This window comes from Streptomyces sp. BI87, from assembly GCF_025957665.1.
In the GTDB taxonomy this organism is placed as follows: Bacteria; Actinomycetota; Actinomycetes; order Streptomycetales; family Streptomycetaceae; genus Streptomyces; species Streptomyces albidoflavus.
In genome coordinates this window covers 2,084,918-2,108,083 of the sequence record NZ_CP110079.1, presented here as the reverse complement: position 1 = coordinate 2,108,083, position 23,166 = coordinate 2,084,918, and the positions used below count along the sequence as shown (strand labels likewise).

Genomic DNA, 23,166 nt, shown 5'->3' with positions numbered 1-23,166 from the left:
CCCCCTTGTGTGGCCGGAGTGTTAACCCTGTGGTCGCCCTCTTGTGGGATTCCTATGGATCGGTCAATCTTTCGACGGCGACGCGGGCAGCACTCCGCCCTCGGGGTTGTCATGACCCTGATCGTTGCTGCGGTCGGTGCGCCCCAAAGCACCCGCCGCGCACCGCCCCACCTGTGCACCATCGACGAGGAGGACCCCTCAGATGGCAGTGACCCGTCACAACCGCCGAAGAATGGCCGCCATCAGTGCGACGGCCGTGGCCGCTCTCGCCTTCGGCGGCGTCGCCGCGCTCCCCGCGAGCGCCGCGCCCGACCCCTCGGGCGCGGGCCTGATCATCAACGCGGACGCCCCCGACCGCGTCAAGGACAGCTACATCGTCACGCTCGACGCCGACAAGGTCGGCAAGGCGACCTCGGCGAAGAGCAAGGCGCTCGCCAAGGAGTACGGCGCCACCATCGAGCGGACGTACAAGGCCGCGCTCAACGGGTACGCCGTGGAGCTCAGCCGCGCCGAGGCGGAGAAGTTCGCGGCGGACCCGGCCGTCGAGTCGGTCATCCAGAACCGCACCTTCACCATCGACGCCACCCAGACCAACCCCACCTGGGGCCTGGACCGCATCGACCAGGCGTCGCTGCCGCTGGACAGCAAGTACACCTACCCGGACAAGGCCGGTGAGGGCGTCACCGCCTACATCATCGACACCGGTGTCCGGATCAGCCACAGCGACTTCGGCGGCCGCGCGGCCAACGGCTACGACGCCGTCGACAACGACAACGTCGCCCAGGACGGCAACGGCCACGGCACCCACGTCGCCGGCACCGTCGCGGGCAACGCCTACGGCGTCGCCAAGAAGGCGAAGATCGTCGGCGTCCGCGTCCTCAACAACGCCGGTTCCGGTACGACGGCGCAGGTCGTCGCCGGTATCGACTGGGTGACCCAGAACGCCGTGAAGCCGGCCGTCGCCAACATGAGCCTCGGCGGCGGCGCCGACGCCGCCCTCGACCAGGCGGTCCGCAACTCCATCGCCTCCGGCGTCACCTACGGCGTCGCGGCGGGCAACGAGAACCAGAACGCCGCCAACGTCTCCCCGGCCCGGGTCACCGAGGCGATCACGGTGGGCTCCACCACCAACACCGACGCGCGCTCCTCGTTCTCCAACTGGGGCTCCACCGTCGACCTCTTCGCCCCCGGTTCCTCGATCACCTCCGCGTGGAACACCGGCGACTCGGCGACCAACACCATCTCCGGCACCTCGATGGCGACCCCGCACGTGGTCGGCGCCGCCGCCCTCTACGCCTCGGAGAACCCCTCGGCGACCCCGGCCCAGGTCCAGGCCGCGCTGAAGGCCAACGCCACCAGCGGCGTCGTCACCGGTCCGGGCACCGGCTCGCCCAACCTGCTCCTGCGCGTCGGCTCCGGCGGCACCACCCCGCCCACCGGCCCGCTCTTCGAGAACAAGACCGGCTACACGCTCCCGGACAACACCACCGTCGAGTCCCCGGTGACCGTCAGCGGAGTCTCCGGCGCGGCGCCCTCCACCCTGGGCGTCAAGGTCGACATCTCGCACACCTACGTCGGTGACCTCCGGGTCCAGCTGGTCGCCCCCTCCGGCACCGTCTACACGCTGAAGGCCTTCGGCACCGGCGGCAGCGCGGACGACATCAAGACCACCTACACGGTCAACGCCTCCGGCCAGACCGCCAACGGCGTCTGGAAGCTCCGCGTCACCGACAACGCCACCTACGACACCGGGCGCATCAACTCCTGGGGTCTCCAGTTCTGACCGGCGCCGGGCGGTGCCGAGCGGCGCGCACAGGCGCTGACCGGCACTGACGGGCACCGACAGGTGCTGACCGGGGGTCAGGGGCGCATTCCGCCCCTGGCCCCCGGGCTCCGTCGGTCCCGCCGCATACGATGCGCTCCACGGCCGCGCGCACCGCGCGCCGTGCGGGCCACGCCTCGCCGCCGGTGGCGCGCGGCCCGCGTGAGGGGACCGAAGGAGCGAGCGAGCGTGGCCACACCGCCGACCCCGGGGATGCCGCCGGGCCAGCCCCAGCAGCCGGGACCGGGGGCGCCGCCGCCCCCGCCGTACGTACCGCCGCAGGGCGGCCCGGGGCCGTACCAGCAGCCGCCCCCGGGCCCGTACGGCGCGTATCCGGGGCAGCCGGGGCAGGGGTACGGCTACGGGTACGGCTACCCGGCTCCGCAGCCGCCGGTGAACGGCCTGGCCGTGGGCTCGCTCGTCACCGGCATCCTGTTCTTCGTCCCGGCGGTCGGACTGATCCTCGGCCTCTTCGCGCTGCCCAGCCTCAAGCGGCGCGGGGAGCGCGGCAAGGGGATGGCGGTGGCGGGCATGATCCTCTCCTCCTGCGGGCTGGCCCTGTGGACGCTGATGCTCGCCACCGGCGGCTTCTCCTCCTTCATGGACGGCTTCCGCGAGGGGATGCGCGAGGGCAGCGGCACCGCCTTCACGCTGCGCGTCGGTGAGTGTTTCAACGCCCCCGCAGGGGAACTGGAGGGCGAGGCGTACGACGTCGACAAGGTCGACTGCGCGCGCCCGCACGACGGCGAGGTCTTCGGCGCCTTCCAGCTGGCCGACGGGAGGACGTACCCGGGCGAGGACCGGATCGACTCCCTGGCCGACCGCCGCTGCACCGCGCAGGTCGACGCCTACGCCGGCCGGTCCGTCGAGGAACTGCCCGCGGACGTCTTCGTCTTCTACTACCTGCCGACCCCCGAGAGCTGGGCGCTCGGCGACCGCGAGGTCAGCTGTCTCTTCGGCAAGGACGGCGGGAAGCTCACCGGCAGCCTCGCCGGGTCCGACTCCGGGTCCGGGTCCGGGTCCGGCCAGGGCGGGGACGGCGGTGCCGGTGCGGGGGAGGAGGAGCCGCCCGGGGAGATCTCCCCGGTGGGGCTCTCGCGGCCGCTCGCGGGGTGAGCGGGAGGGGGTGGCGCGAAGTTCCCGGCCACCCGCGAGTTCGTCACTTCAGGTGAATCTCTGGCCCAAGGTTGCGGGCGGCAACCTACGGTTGTCAGGCTGTCGCTGTCTGTCAAGCTGATGGGAGTGGCCAGTGACGTTCGGTGAGCGGCCTGCGTATCTGCGCGTGGCGGACGATCTCCGCAAGAAGATCGTCGACGGTGCCCTTCTGCCGAACACCCGCCTCCCCTCGCAGGCCCGCATCCGGCAGGAGTACGGCGTCTCGGACACGGTGGCGCTGGAGGCGCGCAAGGTGCTGATGGCCGAGGGGCTGGTCGAGGGCCGCTCGGGCTCGGGGACGTACGTGCGCGAGCGGCCCGAGCCGCGCCGGATCGCCCGCACCGGGTACCGCGACCCCGGCGGCTCCACGCCGTTCCGGCAGGAGCAGGCGCTGAGCGGGGTGCGCGGCACCTGGGAGTCGCGCAGCGAGCAGGAGGGTGCCCCGGCCGAGGTCGCCGAGCGGCTCGGCATCGAGCCCGGCGACCGCGTGATGCGCACCCGGTACGTCTTCCGCGAGGCCGGCGAGGCGATGATGCTCTCCACCTCCTGGGAGCCGCTGGCGCTCACCGGCCGCACCCCCGTGATGCTCCCCGAGGAGGGCCCGCTCGGCGGCTCCGGCGTGGTCGAGCGGATGGCCGCCATCGACATCGTCGTGGACAACGTGGCGGAGGAGGTCGGCTGCCGCCCCGGCCTCGCCGAGGAACTCCTCGCCCTCGGCGGCGTCCCGGGCCACACCGTCCTCACCATCCAGCGCACCTACTTCGCCTCGGGCCGCCCGGTGGAGACGGCCGACGTGGTCGTCCCGGCCGACCGCTACCGGGTGGCGTACCACCTTCCGGTCAAGTGAGCGGCGGGCCGCGGCGGGCACCCAGGGGGCGCGCGTATGCCGGGGGAGTGCGCCGGGGCTGACGGATGATCTGCTTCCGTGTCGCCAACGTGGGCTTCCCTGCTGCTGGTTGAAGAGTCAACTCGTTCCCGAGGGGGCGCGTCCATCCGGATGCGCCCCCTCCGGCTTGGCTGGTTGCTTACCTCTTTGTGCCATTCCGTATCCGCTGAGTGAAGGTCGGGCGTAGGCTCCGGCATATGCGGAGTGCGGTTTCCCCGACGAACGGAGCGAGAAGTGAGCCGGGTGCAGGAAGCGAGGCGTGCGATGGGTGAGGGCGGTACCGCGCTCCCCTGGCACGTCATACGGCAGGAGGCCAACGGCAACCGGTACCGGGTGGCCGCCTGTGCCACGCGCGCCGAGGCCCAGAAGGTCGTCGAGTCGCTGGGCTCGCGCGACCAACAGCACTACTGGGTCGAGCGGCAGCCCGCCTGACCCCCTCCGGGGTCCGGACGCCGCGTAGGCTCCCGCGCATGACGGAACAGATCGTGGTGGTCGCCGCCGCACTGCGGGACGCGCGTGCCGACGGCCGGGGCGGACCCGTGACCGAGCGCCTACTCGCGGCCCGCCGCAGCGCCCCGCCGGAACTCGCGGGCCGCTGGGAACTGCCGGGCGGCAAGATCGAGCCCGGCGAACAGCCCGAGGCCGCCCTCGTGAGGGAACTCCGCGAGGAACTGGGCGTACGGGCGGAACCGGTGGAGCGCATCCCCGGCACCTGGGAGCTGAAGCCCGGCTACGTCCTGGAGGTGTGGACCGCCCGCCTCGTGGAGGGTGAGCCCGAGCCGCTGGAGGACCACGACGAACTGCGCTGGCTCTCCGCCGAGGAGATCTGGGACGTCGACTGGCTGCCCCAGGACCGCCCCGCCGTGATGGAGACCGCACGGCGGATGGAGAGCCCGGCTCTGGACTGAGCCGGGCGGGGAAGCCGCTGGGCCGACGGGGCGACACCGGGGCGCGAATAGCGGACGTACCGCTATGAACGAGGGGCAATCGGGCAATAGTCACGGCAATCGCCCGGTGCTCCTCGTCCGGGAAGTGCCGGCGTGTCCGTCGTCCCTTCGTCCCGCAGTCGTCCCCCGCCCGTGCCCGGCGGCATTCCGCGCGGGCAGCGGAGAGGGCTGCCGGTGTTTGGAAGTGATCGGTGTGATCGACACCCGTGGCGACTGTGCCGCGTGGACCTTCCCCGCCGACCCGGGGGTCGTGCGCACCGCACGGACCGTGGTCCGGCGCCAGCTGGCCGCCTGGGGGCTCGATGCCCTGGAGGACGTGACCGCGCTGCTGGTCAGCGAGTTGGTGACCAACTCGCTGCGGTACGCGCACGGCCCCATCGGGGTCCGCCTCACCCCCCCCGAGGAGGTGGGCTCGCCGCTGCTGGTGGAGGTCTCCGACCCCGTTCCCGACGCGCCCCGCGAGCGCCGCGCCGGACCCGACGAGGAGACCGGCCGCGGTCTTCAGCTCGTCGCCTGCACCTCGTGCCGCTGGGGCACCCGGCGCGGCCGGCGGGGCAAGACCGTCTGGTTCGAACTGGCGCTTCCCGGGTGACGTTCCGGCCCTGAAGTGAGCGGATCACGGCGCCCGGCGGTCGCATCCGGGCAGCTTCGGTCCGTACGCTCGGTGACCGGTCGGGTCCGGTCGCCGGCGTGCGAGCTCGTGCGCTCTCGTTGGTTCTCGGTGGACCGTGCGAGGTTAGGAGGGCGTTCCCCATGGTTAGGAGTGTCAGTGCGCCGGTCTCGAACTCCCCGGCAGGTCGTCCGCGACCTGAAAGCGTCGAGACCGTGCTGTGATCGTGAACGAGATGTGATGCCGCGCCGTAGTGCTGGATACTGCGGACTGCTGCCCCGGTACCGGGTCCGGGGGCGGTGAGCTGGAGGGGACGGTTCGCGTGCGCGAGATACCAGCGAAGGCCACGGCTCACCAGGAGCCGGCGGGCCGGATCGTGTGGCAGAGCAGCCCACCCGGGTCGATCTACGACTACATCAAGGTCGCCTCCTTCTCGATCGGCCCCGACGGGCTGGTCGACCAGTGGAGCGACCGCGCCGAGCGGATCTTCGGCATCCGCGCCCAGGACGTGCTGGGCCGCGATCCCATCGACGCCTTCGTCCCGAGCCACCTGCGCGAACGCGGCCACCGCAAGATGGCGGAGATCCTCGACGGCAAGGAGTGGACCGGCGTCCTGCCGGTCCGGCTGCCCGCGCCCCGCTCCGGTGAGGCCGCACCCGCCGCACCCGTCACGGAACCGGCCACGACGCCCACCGCCCGCACCGCTCCCGACGACCCCCCGGCGGCCCCGGTGCGCGAGGGGCTGGCCGAGATCTACGTGATGCCCACCCGTACCGAGGCGGGCGACCGGGCCGCGGTCTGCATCGTGGTGGACGTCCGTACCCTGCGGAGCATCGAGTCGGGACTGGCCGCCTCGGAGGCGATTTTCGGCCAATCTCCCATCGGTTTCCTCCTCTTCGGCACCGACCTGCGCATCCAGCGGGCCAACCAGCGGTTCGCCTCCGTCTTCGGCGGACCCGCCGACACCCACCGCGGCCGCACCGCCGAGGACTACCTCTCCCCGCGCGAGGCCGACCGGCTCAGCGCCGCCCTCCACCGCGTCCTGGACACCGGCGACCCGGTCAACGAACTCCAGCTCACCGGGCCGGCCGCCGACTCCGAGCCCGGCGAGCGGCGCCACTGGTCGATCAACCTCTACCGCGTCCACGACGGCGCCGGACGCCCCCTCGGCGTCGCCGCCATCGGCACCGACGTCACCCGCCGCGACGCCGCCGCCCGCGAGGCCGCCCACGCCCGCCGCAACCTCGCCCTGCTCAACGACGCCGCCTCCCGCATCGGCACCAGCCTCGACCTGGACACCACCGCCCGCGAACTCCTCGACGTCACCGTCCCCGCCTTCTGCGACCTCGCCTCCGTCGACCTCTACCAGGCACTCCTGGAGGGCGACGAGACCCCGCAGAGCCTGTGGAGCCGGTCCACCGCCGACGGCGCCGGCGTCGGCGCCGCCCTGCGCCGCGTCGCCTTCTCCAGCGCCGTCGCCGACACCCCCTTCAGCCCCGGCATCGGCGACGAGGCGGGCCGCCCCGGCACCGCCCCCGTCCCCGTCAACTCCGTCCACCACTACGAGTCCGGCTCGCCCTGCGCCACCGCGCTGCGCACCGCCCGCGCCCAGAACGTCGAGGGCTCCACCGGGCTGGTCCACTCCACCCTCGCCGTGCCGCTGGTCGCCCGGGACACCGTGGTCGGGCTGGCCAAGTTCTCCCGGACGAAGGGGAGCGAGCCCTTCAGCGAGCGCGACCGGGCACTCGCCACCGAGCTGGCCGCGCGCACCGCCGTCTGTATCGACAACGCCCGCCTCTATCGCCGCGAGCACGAGCGCGCCCTCATCCTCCAGCGCAGCCTGCTCCCGCCGGGCGCCCCCGAGGCGTCCGGACTCGACATCGCCTGCCGCTACCTGCCGGGCAACGCCGCCACCGAGGTCGGCGGCGACTGGTTCGACGTCATCGAACTCCCCGGCCACCGCACCGCCCTGGTCATCGGCGACGTGATGGGCCGCGGCCTGCGCGCCGCCGTCGCCATGGGCGAACTGCGCACCGCCGTCCGCACCCTCGCCCTGCTCGACCTCGAACCGGCCGAGGTCCTCTCCCACCTGGACGAGATCGCCCGCGGCCTCGGCGCCCCCGCGCACGGCCCCGGCTCCCAGCAGTCCACCCGCGCCGCCCTCCAGAACCGCGACGCCGACCTCTCCGAGGTCTACCTCGCCACCTGCGTCTACGCGGTCTACGACGCCGTCACCCGGCGCGTCACCTTCGCCAACGCCGGCCACCTGCCGCCCGTCATCGTCGAACCGGGCGAGCCCGGCGAGCCCGCCCTCCTCCTCGACGTACCGCCCGGGCTGCCGCTCGGCGTCGGCGGCGAACCCTTCGAGGAGGTCGAGGTGGAGATCCCCGAAGGGGGCCTGCTCGCCCTCTACACCGACGGTCTCGTCGAATCCCGCGACCAGCCCCTGGACGCCGGGCTCAGCGCCTTCCGGGCCGCCCTCACCGGGCCCGCGATGGCCCTGGAGGACGCCTGCGACCACGTCCTGTCCACCCTCGACACCCACCACGGCGAGGACGACATCGCGCTGCTCATGGCCCGTGTCCAAGGGCTCCCCGCCGAGAACGTCGGGGACTGGACGCTGCCGCGCGAACCCAAGTCGGTCGGCCGCGCCCGCGAACTGGCCCGCACCCAGCTGGAGAGCTGGGGACTCGACGCCCTCGTCGACACCGTCGAGCTGCTCGTCAGCGAACTCGTCACCAACGCCCTGCGGTACGGCGAGGGGGAGATCCGGCTGAGGCTGCTCCTCGACCGCACCCTCGTCTGCGAGGTCTGGGACGCCGGACTGGTCCAGCCCCGGCGTCGCCGGGCCCGGGACACCGACGAGGGCGGGCGCGGGCTCCAGCTGGTCGGGCTGCTCAGCGCCTCCTGGGGCTCCCGGCGTACGCCCCGGGGCAAGACCGTCTGGTTCGAGCTGGCGCTGCCCGACGGGGGAGAGGCGCCCGACCCGACCGAGGCCCTGCTCAGTCTCTTCTGAGCGCGGAGAACGCCGGGGCCTCCGCCTGGAGGGCGGCGTCGGCCCGCGCGCTGTGCTCGCGTACGGCCGCCGGGTTCTCGCCCTTGGCCCACTGCCGACGGGCCTCCGCCAGTTCCGTGCGGGCCGTGGTCAGGGCGGTCTCGGCGGCGATCAGGGCCTGCGGCGGGGCGTCGGGGGAGGCGGCCGCCACCTGGGCCGCCCTGACCCGGATCGCGTCCTCCGCCTGTTCGAGGGCTTCTGCCGGGGAGAGCACCGGGGTGCGGGTGTCGCCGCCCGCTCCCCATATCTCGGTTCCCGCCGGGGTGGTGCGGGTGCTGACCCGGCGCTTGCGCCGGCGGTACGTGTACACGGCGGCGGTCAGTGCGGCTGCCAGCACCAGGATCGGCAGGATCAGGTCCGCCCGCACCGTGTCACCCTTCGCCGCGCTTGACCGCTCCTTCGGAGAGTAGGGGGACGGGGTCGCCCTGGCGAGCGGGCAGGCGGGAAACTGCGCTCAACGTGGGGGTGTGCGTGGACGAACCCGCTCGTCCTGGCGTGGCCTCAAGCGCCGGCCGGGCTGTCCCGGGGGCGGCCCGTCGTGACCGCGCCGGTCAGGGATGGCCTCAGGCGCCGGCCAGGCTGTTCTGGGGTGCGGTCCGTCGTGACCGTGCCGGTCAAAGATGGCCTCAAGCGCCGGCCGGGCTGGTTTTTGGCGGACGTGGGTTCCCCCGTCCCGGTTGCCGAGTGGCTCAAGTGTTGGCCGGGCCGGATCGATTGCGGGTGCTGCGACCCTTCGGCCATCCCTGAGCCGCGGGCGATGGCCGGAGCCCAGCCAACCCCAGCCTGGCCGGCGCTTGAGGCCATCTTTGAGGTGCGGGCGAAGGCCGGAGCCCAGCCAACCCCCAGCCCGGCCGGCGCTTGAGGCCATCTTTGGCCCGCGGGCGAGGGGCGGAGCCCGGCCGAAATTCAGCCTGGCCGGCGCTTGAGGCCATCTTCCAGGTGCGGGCGAAGGCCGGAGCCCAGCCAACCCCCAGCCCGGCCGGCGCTTGAGGCCATCCCTGAGGCGCGGCAGAAGCCGCAGCCAAGCCACCCACAGCCCTGCCGGCGCCTGAGGCGCGTCCGCACGGGTGGAACCCAGCACCTCCCACGGCGTGTCGGCGCGACGGACCCCCGCCGGAGGCGTTCCGTGGCAATAGATGTGATCAGCTCCATATACCGCCAAACGTGATCAAATCCCGGTGACCCCCGGAGGTACGCCCCATGTTCCACGACGGCGCAAGACGGCGTTCGGTCGCGCTCCTGACGACCGGAGTCCTCGCACTCCCGGCCGTCGCGGCGTGCGGCGCGTCCGAGGAAGGAAACGTTCCCGCAGCCGCCCAGGATCTCGCACCCGCCGCCCGCGACCTGGTCGCGAACGGCTCCACCCTGACCTGGGCGATCGACGCCGTACCGGGCACCCTGAACGCGTACCAGGCGGACGCCGACACCGGGACGACCCGGGTGACCGGTGCCGTCCTGCCGGCTCTGTTCACCCTGGACGAGAAGGGCCGCCCGCAGGCCAACCCGGACTACCTGGAGTCCGCCGAGGTGGTCGAGCGCGAGCCCCGCCAGGTCGTCGTCTACCGGCTGAACCAGAAGGCGGTGTGGAGCGACGGCCGGGAGATCGGCGCCCCCGACTTCGCCGCCCAGTGGCGCGCCCTGCGCGGCAAGGACCCGGCGTACTGGACCGCCAGGAACGCCGGGTACGACCGGATCGCCAAGGTCGAGCGGGGCAAGGACGACCTGGAGGTGCAGGTCACCTTCGACAAGCCGTACGCGGAGTGGCGCAGCCTCTTCACGCCGTTGTACCCGAAGGACGTCATGGGCACCCCGGACTCCTTCAACGACAGCGCGCGCACCACCCTGAAGAACACGGCGGGCCCGTTCAGCCTCGAGAAGGTCGACCGGAAGTCGGGCGACATCACCCTCGTCCGCAACCCTCGCTGGTGGGGTGACCAGCCCAAACTCGACCAGCTGGTCTTCCGCAAGGTCGCCCCGAAGGACCGTACGAAGGCGCTCACCGAGGGCCGGGTCGACCTGGCGCAGGTCGCCCCGGGCGAGGCGGAGCGGATCTCGCTGGCCCGCCGAGACAAGGGCGCCAAGGGCCCGCTCGCCCACGGCCCCGGCGCCGGGCGCACCCCCTCCGACGCGCTGATGTCCTGGGCGATCGCCAACGGCACCGAGCAGGAGGCGGCCGAGTCGGAGCAGCTGGCCCGTGAGCAGACCCGCGAGGCGGTCGTCGCGTACGCCGCCGAGCAGAAGTCCCTCGCCGCCTACGAGGTCCGCAAGGCCCTGGAGCCCTCCTTCACCCAGTTGGCGCTGAACGGCGCCGACGGCCCTCTCGCCGACGAGCGGGTGCGCCGGGCCGTGGCCCGCGCCCTGGACCGCAAGGAGCTGGCCGAGACGGTGCTGAAGCCGCTCGGCCTGCCCGCCCAGCCGGTCGGCAGTCACCTGGCGCTGGCCGGGCAGGACGCGTACGAGGACGCCAGCGACGCGCTCGGCAGCCAGGACACCGCCGAGGCCCGTGCCCTGCTCGCCGAGGCGGGCTGGAAGCCGGGCCAGGGCGCGGCCCGGCCGAAGAACGCCGGGGCCTCCGGTGAGCCCGCCGAGGGAGCCGAGGGCGAGGAGAGCGAGGAGAGCGAGCAAGGCGTAGGGGAGTCCGGGAACGAGGACCGGCCCGGTGACGACGGCGGTGAGTACATCGTGGGCGAGGACGACGGGAAGCCCGGCGAGCGCGGCGGCCCGATGCTGCCGGGCGCGGTCGCGGCGGGCCAGGGCGCGGCCCTGTGGCGCCAGGCCGACGTGGTGGCCCGCCAGGACGGCGACGGCAAGGCCGAGCAGGGCGCGCACGCCCAGCAGGGCGGCCCGCCCGGCGCCTACGCGCCCAAGGGGACGGCGGCGCCGAAGGAGTCGGAGAGCCCGGGGGCCGCGGGTGCGGCGGGACCGCTGGCCAAGGACGGGCTGGAGCTGACGCTGCGGTTCGTGGTGCCCTCGGGGGCCGGGTCCGAGCAGTTGCGCGCGGTCGCCGACAAGATCGCGGAGCAGCTGGAGAAGATCGGGGTGACCACGGCGATGAAGAAGGTGCCGAGCTCGGGCTACTTCACCGACCACGTCGCCTCCGGCCAGTACGACATGGCGCTCTACTCCTGGCCGGGCACGGCCTACCCGGCGACCGACGGGCGCCCCATCCACGCCAAGCCGGTCCCGGCGGCGGACGGCTCGCTCAACGTCGCGCAGAACTACACCCGGGTCGGCACCGACCGGATCGACCAGCTCTTCGACCAGGCCGTCGGCGAGCTGGACGACGGTGCCCGCAGGAAGCTGATCAAGGAGGCGGACGCCCGTATCTGGGCGGTCGCCGGAGCGATCCCGCTCTACCAGCGCCCGGAGCTGGTCGCGGCCCGGCCGAGCGTCGCCAACGCCGGTGCCTTCGGCTTCGCGACCCCGCGCTACCAGGACATCGGCTTCCTGAAGAAGGGCGCCAAGCCCGGGAAGCAGGACCGCAAGTCCGGGTCCTGACCAGGACCCTCACGCGACCCGCACCTCAGAACTGGCTCAACTCCCTTGCCCGCCGGACCACCCGGCGGGCAAGGTCAGGTCGATCCCTCGACCCCGTCGAGCTCTACGGATTCCCCCCACCCCACCCCGTCGGCCCGGATTCCCCCAGATCCGGGCCGACCGCGTCGCGCCCGGAGCGCGGACCGACCAGCGCCACCGCAGGATCGTGTCCCGGCACCGGAAACCGCCGCCGCCGGGGCGAAGCCCGCGGCGCGGAAGTCCGCCCCGCCCTGCCAGGGCGGTACCTACACCTGGTTCGGGGTGCGCGAGGAGCCGCTGCTCACCGGGGTGAGCCGCGCCTCGCGGAAGGGCGAGGAGACCCCGCTCGCCGCCCGTGGCCCGGCCCCAGAGGGCCGTGGACGCGCCGCGCGGCGCCGGGGTCGGCGCCCGCCGGACGCTCCACTCGCTGGCTCTGCACATCGGCGAGGCCGGGCTGGAGGACGGGGAGGCCGCCAAGGAGAGCCTGGCCTTCGCCGACCCCTCGCTCCCGTACGAGCTGGACGGCGGGGGCGTCGAGGTCGACGGGGACGGGGTCGGCACCGTCGAATGGGCGCAGGTCACGACCGTCACCGGGCAGTTCCGGCTGGAGTGCGGGGACGGCCGGACCGCCTACGGGCAGGCCGAGAGCTGGACCGTGGACGGGGCCGGCGTGCTGGACTGCCAGGAGCCCCTGACCGACGCGACCCCCACCGCCCGCGACGCCGCCCTGCTCGCCCGCGAGGGCGACGAGCCCGCCAGCACCGGAGGGAAGCCGAAGGCTCCCGGGGGTGCGGAGAAGACATCCTGAGCAACCTCGCCGGCGGTGCCGCCCGTGACCTGGTCGCGGTGGCGCCGTCGGCCCCCGGACGCCCTGTGTTCGGCCAGGGTTGTCCGCGCCCCGTACCATGGGACAAAGCCGTGGCGGGTCCGCCCGGCGGGCGTACGAAGGACGAGACGCCTGATTCCCCGATCCGAGAGAAGCGCTAGCCAGCATGCCCACGCGTCACGACATCCGTAACGTCGCCATCGTCGCCCACGTCGACCACGGCAAGACCACCCTGGTCGACGCCATGCTCAAGCAGGCGGGCGCCTTCGCCGCCCACCAGCTGGATTCGGTCGACGACCGGGTCATGGACTCCAACGACCTGGAGCGTGAGAAGGGCATCACGATCCTCGCCAAGAACACGGCGGTGAAGTACCACCCCAAGTCCGGCGGGGACCCGATCACGATCAACATCATCGACACCCCGGGCCACGCCGACTTCGGTGGCGAGGTCGAGCGGGGTCTCTCGATGGTCGACGCCGTCGTGCTGCTGGTGGACGCCTCCGAGGGCCCGCTCCCGCAGACCCGCTTCGTGCTCCGCAAGGCGCTCGCCGCCCGGATGCCGGTCATCCTCTGCATCAACAAGACCGACCGCCCGGACTCCCGCATCGACGAGGTCGTCAACGAGACGTACGACCTCTTCCTCGACCTGGACGCCGACGAGGACCAGATCGAGTTCCCGATCGTCTACGCCTGCGCCCGTGACGGCGTCGCCTCGCTGACCAAGCCGGAGGACGGCACGGTCCCGCCCGACAGCGACAGCCTGGAGCCGTTCTTCACCACTCTGCTGGAGACGGTCCCGGCCCCCCAGTACGACGAGGCCGCCCCGCTCCAGGCGCACGTCACCAACCTGGACGCCGACAACTTCCTCGGCCGTATCGCGCTGCTCCGCGTCGAGCAGGGCGAGCTGAAGAAGGGCCAGACGGTCGCCTGGATCAAGCGCGACGGCTCCATCTCCAACGTCCGCATCTCCGAGCTGATGATGACCGAGGCGCTCACCCGCAAGCCGGCCGAGAAGGCGGGCCCCGGTGACATCTGCGCCGTCGCTGGCATCCCGGAGATCATGATCGGTGAGACGCTGGCCGACCCGGAGAACCCGGTCGCACTGCCGCTCATCACCGTCGACGAGCCCGCGATCTCGATGACCGTCGGCACCAACACCTCGCCGCTGGTCGGCCGGGGCGGCACCGGCAAGGGCGCCGACAACAAGGCGGCCGTCAAGGACCGCAAGGTCACCGCCCGCCAGGTCAAGGACCGCCTGGAGCGCGAGCTCATCGGCAACGTCTCGCTCCGCGTCCTGGACACCGAGCGCCCCGACGCCTGGGAGGTGCAGGGCCGCGGCGAGCTGGCGCTGGCCATCCTGGTCGAGCAGATGCGCCGCGAGGGGTACGAGCTGACCGTCGGCAAGCCGCAGGTGGTCACCAAGGACGTGGACGGCAAGGTCCACGAGCCGATCGAGCGCATCACCATCGACGTGCCCGAGGAGCACATGGGCGCCGTCACGCAGCTCATGGGCACCCGCAAGGGCCGCATGGACAACATGTCGAACCACGGCTCCGGCTGGGTCCGCATGGAGTTCATCGTTCCCTCCCGCGGCCTCATCGGCTTCCGCACGGAGTTCCTCACCAACACCCGCGGCACCGGCATCGCCCACTCCATCCACGAGGGCCACGAGCCGTGGTTCGGCGAGCTGAAGACCCGCAACAACGGCTCGCTGGTCGCCGACCGCGCCGGCTCGGTCACCGCCTTCGCGATGACCAACCTGCAGGAGCGCGGCGTCCTCTTCGTCGAGCCCGGCACCGAGGTGTACGAGGGCATGATCGTCGGCGAGAACTCCCGCGCCGACGACATGGACGTCAACATCACCAAGGAGAAGAAGCTCACCAACATGCGCTCCTCCACCGCCGACGTCTCCGAGTCGCTGGTGCCGCCGCGCAAGCTCTCCCTGGAGCAGTCCCTGGAGTTCTGCCGCGACGACGAGTGCGTCGAGGTGACCCCGGAGTCCGTCCGCATCCGCAAGGTCAACCTGGACGCGCGCACCCGCGCCCGCGCCGCCTCCAAGGCCAAGCACGGCTGACCCACGCCGCCGGCCCGACGGTGCCCGGCCCCGTATCCCCCTCACGGGTGGTGCGGTGTCGGGCACCGGCCTTTTGGCACAACGGAGTTGGCCGAACCGGATGCGCTCGGCGGCCGGGGGCTGAAAGATGCTCACAGCCCCTTTCCGCGGCGGTCCGGGGCGGGGGGCCGGGCAACCGGTTTTCGCGGACGGAGTGTCCGGTATCCGGACGGCCACGCCCGATAGATGTGTAACGAGTCCGTTTCGCAACCATCTATCTCGGATCGGTTTGTCCGGATTTTGGAAGATGTGAGTGTCAGGTGTGATCGAACCGAGACCAAAAGGGTGTGGTCGGGCCGAACACCATGGCTAATAGTTGAGCGCGTAGAGCTCGGGTCAATGGGTCACGCGCTGTGGGGAGCGCCGACTCACGAGCACACTGGGGCACTCGATCTTCGCCGTCAGGGGTGTCGGCGGATCGTCCTGTGCCCTCTCTTGCAGTGAACAAGTGGACTCATGAGGAGGAACCCATGCGTGGTGCCAAGAGCGCCAAGTGGGTCGCGGGTGCGATAGTCGTCGCCCTGGCCGCGACCGCCTGCGGTGGCAACGACGACGGTGGCGACAAGCCGAAGGCGTCCGGCAAGCCCGCCGGCTACGTCTCGATCGACGTCGGCGAGCCGCAGAAGGCCCTGATCCCGGCCGACACCAACGAGAGCCTCGGCTCGTACGTCATCCAGTCGCTCTTCACCCAGCTCCTGGACTTCGACGGTGACGGCAACATCGTCTACACCAACGCCGAGTCGATCGAGACCAAGGACTCGAAGACCTGGACGGTGAAGCTGAAGAAGGGCTGGAAGTTCCACGACGGCACCCCCGTCACCTCCCAGTCCTACATCGATGCGTGGAACTGGTCCGCGAACATCGACAACAAGATGCAGAACGCGTTCTGGTTCGAGGACATCAAGGGCTACGAGGACGTCCACCCCGAGGGTGAGGGCGCCAAGGCGAAGGCCAAGGAGATGTCCGGCCTGAAGGCCGTGGACGACACCACCTTCACCATCGAGCTCTCCAAGCCGGTCCCGTACTTCGAGTACAAGCTCGGCTACGCCACCTGGGCCCCGCTGCCCAAGGCCTTCTTCGACGACCCGAAGGCCTTCGGCCAGAAGCCCATCGGCAACGGTCCCTACTCCTTCGAGAAGTGGACCCACAAGAAGCTCATCCAGGTCAAGGCCAACGAGGACTACACCGGTCCGAACAAGGCCAAGAACAAGGGTGTGCAGTTCAAGAACTACGCCACCGTCGAGGCCGCCTACCAGGACGTCCTCTCCGGCAACCTGGACATGATCCGCCAGGTCGGCCCGAAGGACCTGCCGAAGTACAAGTCGGACCTCGGTGACGGCGCCGTCGAGCAGGAGTACGCGGCCGTCCAGTCGATCGTCCCGGCCTTCTACACCAAGCAGTGGAAGGACATCGACCCCAAGGTCATGCAGGGCCTGTCGATGGCGATCGACCGCGAGACGATCACCAAGACCGTCCTGAACAACACCCGCAAGCCGGCGAAGAGCTTCACCCCGCCGCAGGTCAAGGGCAACCAGGACCTCGACACCGAGGTGTTCGACTACAACCCGGACGAGGCGAAGAAGCTCATCAAGGAAGGCGGTGGTGTGCCGGACAACAAGATCTTCATCCAGTACAACACCGACGGTGGGCACAAGGAGTGGGTGACCGCGGTCTGCGAGTCCATCCGCAACGCCACCGGGGTCGAGTGCCTCGGCGACGCCAAGCCTGACTTCGCCACCGACCTCGAGGCCCGCGACAACGACGAGGTCAAGTCGTTCTACCGCGGTGGCTGGGTCGCCGACTACCCGCTGAACGTCAACTTCATGCGTGAGCTGTACGGCACCACGGCCGAGGCGAACAACGGACGATTCTCCGACAAGGAGGTCGACGAGCTGTTCAAGAAGGGCGACAACGCCAAGACGCTGGAGGAGTCCATCAAGCTCTACCAGGAGGCCGAGAAGGTCCTGGTCGAGAAGATGCCCGCCATCCCGCTCTGGACGTACCAGATCAACGGTGGCCACGGCAAGGACGTCGACAACGTCAAGGTCGACTTCCACGGTGACTTCGAGGTCACCGAGGTCACGGTCAAGTAAGCGCGCCCACGGGCCAATTCCCCACTTCGGCCATCACCCCGGCACCGGGCCGCTGACCCGGCGCCGGGGGGACCGGGGGCCGTTCCCGCACCCGCGGGGACGGCCCCCGGCCCGCAGTTATCCACACGGAGGCACCCCATGGGGCGTTATGTCGCACGACGACTGCTCCAGATGATCCCGGTCTTCATCGGGTCAACCTTGCTGATCTTCCTGATGATGTTCGCGCTGCCCGGCGACCCCGTGAGAGCGCTGGCGGGAGAGCAGGCCGTCGACCAGGCACAGATCGCCGCACTCAAGGCCGAACTCGGCCTCGACCGACCGATCCTGGTGCAGTACGTCTCGTACATCGGGAACGTCTTCCAGGGCGATTTCGGTACGCAGATCGCGAGCCAGCGCCCCATCTCCGAGGTCATCCTCGACGCCTACCCGATCACGATCCAGCTGGCGCTCTTCGCGTTCACCTTCATCGTGGTGGCGGGCATCCTGCTCGGCCTCGTCGCCGGCCTCAAGCCCAACTCGGTCCGCGACCGCGGCCTGCTCGGGCTCACCCTGCTGCTCATCGCCGTCCCGTCCTTCGTGACCGGTTACACGGCGCAGTTCGTCTTCGCGTTCAAGCTCGGCCTGGTCCCGCCCAACGTCGGACTCGAACCCACCTGGAACGAGCTGCTGATGCCGGCCATGGTGCTGGCCTCGCTCTCCCTCGCCTACGTCGCGCGGCTCACCCGGACCTCCATCGCGGAGAACCTGCGGGCCGACTACATGCGCACGGCGACCGCCAAGGGGCTGCCGAAGCGCCGGATCATCGGTGTCCACCTGATGCGCAACTCGCTCATCCCGGTGGTCACCTTCCTCGGTACCGACATCGGCTCCCTGATGGGCGGCGCGATCGTCACCGAGGGCATCTTCAACATCAAGGGCGTCGGTGGACTCATCTACGAAGCCCTGGGCCGCCGCGAGGGCGCGACCGTCGTCGGTGTCGTCACCATCATCGTGATCGTCTACCTCCTCGCCAGCCTGATCGTCGACCTGCTTTACGCGGTCCTGGACCCGAGGATCCGGTATGCCTGACAAGACCGCAGACATGGAAAAGAAGACCGAGGAGAAGGCTGTGATGCCTTCCTCCACCGAGGTCCCGCTGACGCTGGACGCCGGTCCCGCGCCCGGCAAGCCGCGTTCGCTCTGGTCGGACGCCTGGCACGACCTGCGGCGCAGCCCGCTCTTCATCGTCTCCGCGCTGCTGATCCTCTTCCTGATCGTCATGGCGATCTGGCCGGGGCTCTTCACCGACGCCTCCCCGCGCGACGCCGACCTGAAGAACCACTACCTCCAGCACCCGAACTGGAGCCACTTCTTCGCCGCCGACTGGTTCGGCTACGACGTCCAGGGCCGCTCCATCTACGCCCGCGTGGTCCACGGCGCCCGCGCCTCGATCGCCGTCGGCGTCGTCGTCACCCTCGCGGTGACGATCATCGGCACCGTCGTCGGCATGGTCGCCGGCTACTTCGGCGGCTGGGTGGACAGCGTGCTGTCCCGCCTCACCGACGTCTTCTTCGGTGTGCCGTTCATCGTCGGCGCCATGGTCATCCTGACCACCTTCGAGGAGCGCGCGGTCTGGGTGGTCATCCTGGCCCTGGCCTTCCTCGGCTGGACGCAGATCGCCCGTGTCGCCCGCGGCGCGGTGATCACGATCAAGCAGTCCGACTACGTGGTGGCGGCCCGGGCTCTGGGCGCCTCCACCAACCGGATCATGTTCAAGCACATCCTGCCCAACGCCATGGCCCCGATCATCGTGGTCGCCACCATCGCGCTCGGTGGCTACATCGGTGCCGAGGCCACCCTCTCGTACCTCGGTATCGGCCTCGCCGAGCCGACGGTCTCGTGGGGTATCGACGTCGCCTCCGGCAAGGACCAGCTGCGCAACGCGCCGTTCGTCCTGATGATCCCGTCCGTCATGGTCGCGATCACGGTGCTGTCGTTCCTCATGTTCGGCGATGCGGTCCGCAACGCCCTCGATCCCAAGATGCGCTGAGGGAGGCGTACGTGACCACCACCGCCAAGACCGCGACGGTCCCCGGACCGCGCGCGGCCGCCGACTACGACGGCCACCTGCTCGAAGTCCGTGACCTGCACGTCGAGTTCCACACCCGGGACGGCGTCGCCAAGGCCGTCAACGGGGTCAACTACACCGTCGACGCCGGCGAGACCCTCGCCGTCCTCGGCGAGTCGGGCTCCGGCAAGTCCGTCACCGCCCAGGCCATCATGGGCATCCTCGACATGCCGCCCGGCCGCATCCCCAAGGGCGAGGTGCTCTTCCGCGGCCAGGACATGCTCACCATGGGCAAGGAGGAGCGGCGGAAGATCCGCGGCCAGAAGATCGCCATGATCTTCCAGGACGCGCTCTCCTCGCTCAACCCGGTCCTCTCCGTGGGCTACCAGCTCGGCGAGATGTTCCGCGTCCACCAGGGCCTCTCCAAGAAGGAGGCCAAGGCCAAGGCCATCGAGCTGATGGAGCGGGTGAAGATCCCGGCCGCCAAGGAGCGGGTCAACGACTACCCGCACCAGTTCTCCGGCGGTATGCGCCAGCGCATCATGATCGCCATGGCGCTCGCCCTGGAGCCCGACCTGATCATCGCCGACGAGCCCACCACGGCGCTCGACGTGACGGTGCAGGCCCAGGTCATGGACCTGCTCGCGGAGCTGCAGCGCGAGTACAACATGGGGCTCATCCTCATCACCCACGACCTCGGTGTCGTCGCCGACGTCGCCGACAAGATCGCGGTGATGTACGCGGGCCGGATCGTCGAGACCGCCCCGGTCCACGAGCTGTACGCCCGCCCGGCGCACCCCTACACCCGGGGTCTGCTCGACTCCATCCCGCGCCTGGACCAGAAGGGCCAGGAGCTCTACGCGATCAAGGGGCTGCCGCCCAACCTGACGCGTATCCCGTCCGGCTGCGCCTTCAACCCGCGCTGCCCGATGGCGCAGGACATCTGCCGCACCGAGGTGCCCACCCTGGCGCCCGTCACCGAGCAGGACGGTACGGACCTGCCCGGCCGCGGCAGCGCCTGCCACTTCTGGAAGGAGACGATCCATGGCTGACCTGGCCAAGAACGAGCCGGCCGCCGAGGCCACCCCGAACGTCTCCGACGTGGACGTGGTCGCCGACCCCACCAAGGACGAGGCCATCGCGGCCATCACCGCCCCGGTGGAGCGCGGCGAGCCCATCCTCCAGGTGCGGAACCTGGTCAAGCACTTCCCGCTGACCCAGGGCATCCTCTTCAAGAAGCAGATCGGCGCGGTCAAGGCCGTCGACGGGATCTCCTTCGACCTGTACCAGGGCGAGACCCTCGGCATCGTCGGCGAGTCCGGCTGTGGCAAGTCCACCGTCGCCAAGCTGCTGATGACCCTGGAGACCGCCACCTCCGGTGAGGTCTTCTACAAGGGCACCGACATCACCAAGCTGTCGGGCCGGGCGCTGAAGGCGGTCCGCCGGAACATCCAGATGGTGTTCCAGGACCCCTACACCTCGCTCAACCCGCGCATGACGGTCGGCGACATCATCGGCGAGCCCTTCGAGATCCACCCCGAGGTGGCGCCGAAGGGCGACCGCCGGCGCCGGGTGCAGGAACTCCTCGACGTGGTCGGGCTCAACCCGGAGTACATCAACCGGTACCCGCACCAGTTCTCCGGCGGTCAGCGCCAGCGCATCGGCATCGCCCGCGGCCTCGCGCTCAACCCGGAGATCATCGTCTGCGACGAGCCGGTCTCCGCGCTCGACGTGTCGGTGCAGGCGCAGGTCGTCAACCTGATGGAGAAGCTCCAGGACGAGTTCAACCTCTCCTACCTCTTCATCGCGCACGACCTCTCCATCGTGCGGCACATCTCCGACCGGGTCGGCGTGATGTACCTGGGCAAGATGGCCGAGATCGGCTCCGACGAGCAGATCTACGACCACCCCACCCACCCGTACACGCAGGCGCTGCTCTCCGCGGTGCCGGTGCCGGACCCCGCCTCCCGCGAGGGGCGCGAGCGGATCATCCTCACCGGGGACGTGCCCTCGCCGGCCAACCCGCCGTCGGGCTGTCGCTTCCGCACCCGCTGCTGGAAGGCGGAGGAGCGGTGCGCCACCGAGGAGCCGCTGCTGGCCGTGCCGCAGCGCTTCGCGGGGAAGGACACCCCGGCCGCGCACGAGTCGGCGTGTCACTTCGCCGAGGAGAAGGACGTGGTCCACGCCGCCTGAGGCGGTGGGCCAGGCTTCCTGGCAGAACAGCGGGGCGCCCCCGGTCGTACGCGGCCGGGGGCGCCCCTTGTCGTGGACCGTCCGGGGGAGGCCGGGCCGTCCGGCCTCCCCCGGACGGTCCCGGTGCGCGTGCGGTACGGGCGGGTTCGCGGTGGTATGGGGGCCGGAGTGCATCAGGCACGGGAACCCAGAGGGAGGCACCTCATGCGCGGAGCCACGCACGCCAGGTGGACCGCTGTCGCCGTCGCCGTCACGCTCGCCGCGACGGGGTGCGGCGGGGGCGGGAACGGCGGCGGCGGAGGAGACGGTTCCGGGATCGTGAGTTCCTCCTGGGGGGACCCGCAGAACCCGCTGGAGCCGGCCAACACCAACGAGGTCCAGGGTGGCAAGGTCCTCGACATGATCTTCCGGGGCCTCAAGCGGTACAACCCGAAGACCGGTGCCGCCGAGGACGCTCTCGCCGAGAAGATCGAGACCGACGACTCCATCAACTACCGGATCACCGTCAAGGACGGCTGGACCTTCTCCAACGGCGAGAAGGTGACCGCCAAGTCCTTCGTCGACGCCTGGAACTACGGCGCCCACCTGGACAACAACCAGAAGAACGCCTACTTCTTCGGCTACATCGACGGCTACGACGAGGTCCACCCCGAGGAGGGCGACGCCACCGCGCGCACCCTCTCCGGGCTGAAGGTCACCGGCGAACGCACCTTCACCGTCAAGCTCAACCAGAAGTTCTCCACCTGGCCCGAGACGCTCGGCTACGCCGCCTTCGCCCCGCTGCCCACCGCCTTCTTCGAGGACCACGACAGCTGGCTCGCCAAGCCGGTCGGCAACGGCCCCTACCAGGTGGACAACTACGCCAAGGGCTCCCAGATGTCCCTGCGCACCTGGAAGGAGTACCCGGGCGACGACAAGGCGCAGAACGGCGGCGTCGACCTCAAGGTCTACACCGACAACAACACCGCCTACACCGACCTGACCGCGGGCAACCTCGACCTGGTCGACGACATCCCGGCCTCCCAGATCAAGAACGCCCAGAGCGACCTCGGCGACCGGTACCTCAACACCCCCGCGGGCATCATCCAGACGCTGTCGTTCCCCTTCTACGACGAGGAGTGGAACACCCCGGACGGCGCCAAGCTGCGGACCGGCATCTCCCGGGCGATCAACCGCGAGCAGATCACCAAGACCATCTTCCAGAACACCCGCACCCCCGCCACCGACTGGACCTCCCCGGTCCTCGGCGAGGACGGCGGCTACAAGGCGGGGCTCTGCGGCGAGGCCTGCGAGTACGACCCGGCGGCGGCCAAGCGGCTGGTCGAGGAGGGCGGCGGCATCCCCGGCGGCACCATCCGGCTCGGCTACAACGCCGACACCGGCAGCCACAAGGAGTGGGTCGACGCCGTCTGCAACAGCATCAACAACGCGCTGGGCCAGGACCGCGCCTGCGTCGGCGACCCGACCGGCACCTTCGCCGACTTCCGCAACAAGATCGGCGAGCGGAAGATGCCCGGCCCGTTCCGCGCCGGCTGGCAGATGGACTACCCGCTGATCCAGAACTTCCTCCAGCCGCTCTACTACACCGACGCCTCCTCCAACGACGGCGAGTGGTCCAACGAGCAGTTCGACAAGCTGGTCGACGAGGCCAACGCCGAGTCGGACACGGCCAAGGCGGTGGAGAAGTTCCAGCAGGCCGAGGAGGTGCTGCGGGACGAGATGGGCGCCATCCCGCTCTGGTACCAGAACGGCAGCGCGGGCTACTCCGACCGCATCTCCAACGTCGAGCTGAACCCCTTCAGCGTCCCCGTCTACAACGAGATCAAGGTCGGCTGAGCGCCCCCGCCCGGCCCGGCCGCCGCCGCGCGCGGCACCGGGCCGGGCGCCCCGTATCCGCCCGCCG

17 protein-coding genes are annotated in these 23,166 nt (G+C 70.9%); 16 read left to right on the top strand and 1 reads right to left on the bottom strand.

Annotation, left to right across the window (positions count from 1 at the left end):
• Positions 1–202: 202 nt before the first annotated feature.
• From OIM89_RS09040 to OIM89_RS09010, 7 genes are all read left to right on the top strand, one after another.
• Positions 203–1,783, top strand: coding sequence for a S8 family peptidase (locus OIM89_RS09040; RefSeq protein ID WP_030695787.1), 1,581 nt, complete (start codon positions 203–205; stop codon positions 1,781–1,783).
• A gap of 228 nt (positions 1,784–2,011) precedes the next feature.
• Entirely contained in the window at positions 2,012–2,938 is a 927-nt protein-coding gene (locus OIM89_RS09035) for a DUF4190 domain-containing protein (RefSeq protein WP_226964368.1), read from the top strand.
• 133 nt (positions 2,939–3,071) lie between these two features.
• Entirely contained in the window at positions 3,072–3,824 is a 753-nt protein-coding gene (locus OIM89_RS09030) for a GntR family transcriptional regulator (protein ID WP_030695785.1), read from the top strand.
• A gap of 303 nt (positions 3,825–4,127) precedes the next feature.
• Entirely contained in the window at positions 4,128–4,295 is a 168-nt protein-coding gene (locus OIM89_RS09025) for an SPOR domain-containing protein (protein WP_143665337.1), read from the top strand.
• 38 nt (positions 4,296–4,333) lie between these two features.
• Positions 4,334–4,771, top strand: a complete 438-nt coding sequence (locus tag OIM89_RS09020; protein WP_030695784.1) for a (deoxy)nucleoside triphosphate pyrophosphohydrolase — start codon at positions 4,334–4,336, stop codon at positions 4,769–4,771.
• Between the two features lie 223 nt (positions 4,772–4,994).
• Positions 4,995–5,402: an ATP-binding protein gene (locus tag OIM89_RS09015; protein ID WP_264491129.1), complete on the top strand. Its 408-nt coding sequence runs from the start codon at positions 4,995–4,997 to the stop codon at positions 5,400–5,402.
• Positions 5,403–5,742: 340 nt separating this feature from the next.
• Positions 5,743–8,436, top strand: coding sequence for a SpoIIE family protein phosphatase (locus tag OIM89_RS09010; RefSeq protein ID WP_257203974.1), 2,694 nt, complete (start codon positions 5,743–5,745; stop codon positions 8,434–8,436).
• Here OIM89_RS09010 and OIM89_RS09005 read toward each other — a convergent pair.
• Positions 8,423–8,842 (bottom strand): hypothetical protein, encoded by a 420-nt coding sequence (locus OIM89_RS09005; RefSeq protein ID WP_030695782.1) that lies wholly within the window; start codon positions 8,840–8,842, stop codon positions 8,423–8,425. The genes OIM89_RS09010 and OIM89_RS09005 overlap by 14 nt on opposite strands.
• Before the next feature lie 833 nt (positions 8,843–9,675).
• On the opposite strand from OIM89_RS09005, the gene OIM89_RS09000 reads away from it, so the two are divergent.
• The 9 genes from OIM89_RS09000 (at position 9,676) to OIM89_RS08960 (ending at position 23,099) form a co-directional block, all read left to right on the top strand.
• Entirely contained in the window at positions 9,676–11,973 is a 2,298-nt protein-coding gene (locus tag OIM89_RS09000) for an ABC transporter family substrate-binding protein (protein ID WP_047467422.1), read from the top strand.
• A gap of 373 nt (positions 11,974–12,346) precedes the next feature.
• Positions 12,347–12,799 carry a hypothetical protein gene (locus OIM89_RS08995; protein ID WP_229360008.1) on the top strand — a complete coding sequence of 151 codons (453 nt, stop codon included), beginning with the start codon at positions 12,347–12,349 and terminating at the stop codon, positions 12,797–12,799.
• A 184-nt stretch (positions 12,800–12,983) separates the two neighbouring features.
• Positions 12,984–14,891 carry a translational GTPase TypA gene (gene typA, locus OIM89_RS08990; RefSeq protein ID WP_030695780.1) on the top strand — a complete coding sequence of 636 codons (1,908 nt, stop codon included), beginning with the start codon at positions 12,984–12,986 and terminating at the stop codon, positions 14,889–14,891.
• Positions 14,892–15,400: 509 nt separating this feature from the next.
• Positions 15,401–17,023: a peptide ABC transporter substrate-binding protein gene (locus tag OIM89_RS08985; protein WP_003950644.1), complete on the top strand. Its 1,623-nt coding sequence runs from the start codon at positions 15,401–15,403 to the stop codon at positions 17,021–17,023.
• A gap of 138 nt (positions 17,024–17,161) precedes the next feature.
• Complete coding sequence (locus tag OIM89_RS08980) at positions 17,162–18,091, top strand: ABC transporter permease (protein ID WP_003950645.1); 930 nt, start codon at positions 17,162–17,164, stop codon at positions 18,089–18,091.
• Positions 18,084–19,052, top strand: a complete 969-nt coding sequence (locus OIM89_RS08975) for an ABC transporter permease (protein ID WP_030695779.1) — start codon at positions 18,084–18,086, stop codon at positions 19,050–19,052. The genes OIM89_RS08980 and OIM89_RS08975 overlap by 8 nt, the downstream gene beginning before the upstream one ends.
• Positions 19,053–19,063: 11 nt before the next feature.
• Positions 19,064–20,122: an ABC transporter ATP-binding protein gene (locus OIM89_RS08970; RefSeq protein WP_195730407.1), complete on the top strand. Its 1,059-nt coding sequence runs from the start codon at positions 19,064–19,066 to the stop codon at positions 20,120–20,122.
• Positions 20,115–21,263: an ABC transporter ATP-binding protein gene (locus OIM89_RS08965; protein WP_030695777.1), complete on the top strand. Its 1,149-nt coding sequence runs from the start codon at positions 20,115–20,117 to the stop codon at positions 21,261–21,263. The genes OIM89_RS08970 and OIM89_RS08965 overlap by 8 nt, the downstream gene beginning before the upstream one ends.
• A gap of 204 nt (positions 21,264–21,467) precedes the next feature.
• Positions 21,468–23,099 carry a peptide ABC transporter substrate-binding protein gene (locus OIM89_RS08960; RefSeq protein ID WP_195730406.1) on the top strand — a complete coding sequence of 544 codons (1,632 nt, stop codon included), beginning with the start codon at positions 21,468–21,470 and terminating at the stop codon, positions 23,097–23,099.
• Positions 23,100–23,166: the final 67 nt, after the last annotated feature.